Here is a 2979-nt window from a genome sequence, read left to right on the forward strand (position 1 = left end):
GGCGAGCTGCATGTCGCGCAAGCGCACACCCTTGTCGGCCAGGGCCAGCGTGAGCTGCGTGCTGCCGCTGAGGTCGCCTTGCACGGGGGGCGAGGTGAGGGCCACGCGGGCCTGCAGCTTGATCGGCGACTCGACCTGGTCAGCCACGCGGCCGGTGCTGAGCGACAGCAGCGTGATCTCGCCGGCCAGTTTGGCCTGGTCGTCGCGCAGCCTGAGCTTCAGGTCGTCGAGCTGGATGCTGCTCACGTCGAAGCGCAGTGCGGGGCCGCTCGGTTGGGTTTGCGTGTCGGGCTCGCTCGCCAACAGGTCGTCGATGTTCGAGGCTCCCTTGTCGCCACGCTGGTAGTTCACGCGCAGGCCACGTGCGCTGACACGGTCGACCACCACCTGCTGGCGCAGCAGTGGCAGCACGTCGACCGACAGCGCGGCTTCGTCGAGCGACAAAAATTCGTCGGCGCGGCCTTTTTCGCTCAGCGTCACACCCGACACCTGCACCGCCAGGCGCGGGAACACCGACAACTTGATCGGCCCGTTGATCGCCAGCGTGCGGTTGCGGTTCGTCTTCATCCAGTCGATCGCCAGGCCCTTGTAGGCATTGGGGTCGAAGGTCGCCACCAGGTAGGTGAGGGCGGCTGCGATCAGCAGCACGAACACGCCTGCGCCGATCAGCAGTTTGCGCATCCAGGGTGATTTCATGCGGTCTTTGGCCCCTCGTGAGGGCCATGGAAATGGGAGGGAAGCCGTCGATTCTGCCTTGGGCCACCTGACACATCGGCGTCTCTACAATGAAACGCTATGAAACCCTTCGATGTTTGCGTGCAAGGGGCCGGGATCGTCGGCCAGAGCCTGGCCTTGTCGCTTGCGCGCCAGGGTTTGCAGGTGGCCTTGGTGTCAGACCCTGCGGGCAGCCCGCGCGAAGACGTTGTGCCCCCACGCTCACTGCGTGAGCTGCCCCCCGAGGGGGCGCGAGGGGCCTTGGGACGGCCCGGCGGCCCCTCGGACGTGCGCGCCTATGCGCTGAATGCCGCCTCGGTCGACCTGTTGCGTGGCCTGAAGGTGTGGGACGCTTTGCCGCCACACGCTGCCACCGCCGTCTACGACATGCACATCGAAGGCGACAGCCCGTCTGGCCTGTTGGAGTTTTCGGCCTGGCAGGCCCGCTTCAGCGAGCTGGCGTGGATCACCGATGCGGCGGTGCTGGAGCAGTCGCTCGCCTCGGCGGTGCGTTTTGCGCCGCACATCACGCTCAGCACCAGCCCGGTCGAAGCCACGCTCACCGCCTTGTGCGAAGGCAAGGCCTCGGCGAGCCGAGAAGCCCTCGGCGTGGTGTGGGACAAGCAGGACTACGGCCACCGCGCCATCGCCGCGCGCCTGGTGACCGGGCAGCCCCACCGCAACACCGCACGCCAGTGGTTCCGCCAGCCTGACGTGCTGGCCTTGTTGCCCTTCGATTCGCCGCAGCCCGAGCAGTCGTATGCGCTCGTGTGGTCTCTGCCTGAAGCTCGGGCGAATGAACTGATGGCGCTCGACGCCACTGCCTTCGAGCAGGCGCTGCTGCAGGCCACCGATGGCCGGTGCGGCGTGCTGCGCCTGGCCGGTGAGCGCGCTTCCTGGCCGCTGATGCTGGCCCGCGCGCAAGCCTGGTGTGGCGAAGGCTGGGTGCTGCTCGGCGACGCCGCCCATGTGGTGCACCCGCTGGCCGGCCAGGGCTTGAACCTCGGCCTGGCCGATGTCGCCGCCCTGAGCCATGTCATCGCGCAGCGTGAGCCCTGGCGCGCGTTGGGTGACGCCCGACTGCTGCGCCGCTACGAGCGGCAGCGGCAGGCCCCCACCGTGGCCATGGGCCAGCTCACAGATGGACTTCTGCGACTGTTTTCACAGGAACAACCCGCGCTGCGGGAACTCCGCAACCGCGGCATGACTCTCGTCAACCACCTACCCCCACTCAAGCGCTGGCTCACCTCGCGCGCCTTGGGTTCTTGAAAGCTCCCCATGTTGTTGTCGACACCTCTTTCCCGCACGCTGCTGGCCCTGGTGGCCAGCACCTTGTTGGCGCCTGCCGCCCTCGCCGATGAAGCGGCCATCCGCAAAAACCTGCCCGAGCGGCTGGCCACGCTGCCACCCATCGACGAGGTGAACAAGACACCGATTCCCGGCATCTATGAAGTGCGCATCGGCAGTGAGTTGCTCTACACCGACGAGAACGGCAACCACCTGATCCAGGGCAGCCTGATCGACACCCGCACCCGCACCAACCTCACCGAAGCGCGGATCAACAAGCTCAACGCAGTCGACTTCGCCCAGCTGCCGCTGAAAGACGCCATCGTCTGGAAAAACGGCAACGGGGCCCGCAAGATGGCCGTCTTCGCCGACCCCAATTGTGGCTACTGCAAACGTTTCGAAGCCGACCTGCAAAAGGTCAAGAACGTCACCGTCTACACCTTCTTGCTGCCGGTGCTGGGTGGCGACTCACCGCAGAAGTCGGAAAACATCTGGTGCGCCAAAGACCAGACCAAGGCGTGGCTCGATTGGATGCTGGAGAACAAAACCCCGGTGAAGAACATGGGTGCCTGCAGCACGCCGATCACGCGCAACCTGGCGTTTGCGCAAAAGTACCGCATCAACGGCACGCCGGCCATCATCTTCATCGACGGCACCCGCGTGCCCGGCGCCATCAACGCCGAGCAGATCGAAAAGCAGCTGGTGGCGAGCGCCGCAGCCAAGCCGGCGCCCGGCACCAACTGAAGCCGGTTGATGATTTCTCACCGGCTCGAGATTGCCGACGCGCACGCCCACCTCTACCGCGTCACGCTGACCATTCCCCAGCCTGCACCCGACCAGCGGGTGAGCCTGCCGGCGTGGATCCCGGGCAGCTACCTGCTGCGCGAGTTCGCGCGGCACCTCTCGGAGTTGCAAGCCAAACAGGGCGCGAGCGAGGTCGTGCTGACCCAGCTCGACAAGGCCACCTGGGTGGCGGCC

4 protein-coding genes are annotated in these 2979 nt (G+C 66.4%); 3 read left to right on the forward strand and 1 reads right to left on the reverse strand.

The window, feature by feature from the left end; translation table 11 throughout:
* A partial coding sequence (locus tag RMO40_RS09765) for an AsmA family protein (protein WP_309719837.1) occupies positions 1-696 on the reverse strand: 696 nt, incomplete at its 3' end.
* A gap of 99 nt (positions 697-795) precedes the next feature.
* Here RMO40_RS09765 and RMO40_RS09770 point away from each other — a divergent pair.
* The 3 genes from RMO40_RS09770 to RMO40_RS09780 form a co-directional block, all read left to right on the forward strand.
* A complete protein-coding gene (locus RMO40_RS09770; protein ID WP_309719839.1) occupies positions 796-1983 on the forward strand; it encodes an FAD-dependent monooxygenase in 1188 nt (395 codons plus the stop codon).
* Between the two features lie 9 nt (positions 1984-1992).
* Entirely contained in the window at positions 1993-2745 is a 753-nt protein-coding gene (locus RMO40_RS09775; protein ID WP_309719843.1) for a thioredoxin fold domain-containing protein, read from the forward strand.
* Between the two features lie 9 nt (positions 2746-2754).
* Positions 2755-2979: M61 family metallopeptidase (locus RMO40_RS09780; protein ID WP_489660136.1), on the forward strand; the 225-nt coding region annotated here is incomplete at its 3' end.

The organism is Rhizobacter sp. (assembly GCF_031412075.1).
Taxonomy (GTDB): Bacteria; Pseudomonadota; Gammaproteobacteria; order Burkholderiales; family Burkholderiaceae_C; genus Rhizobacter.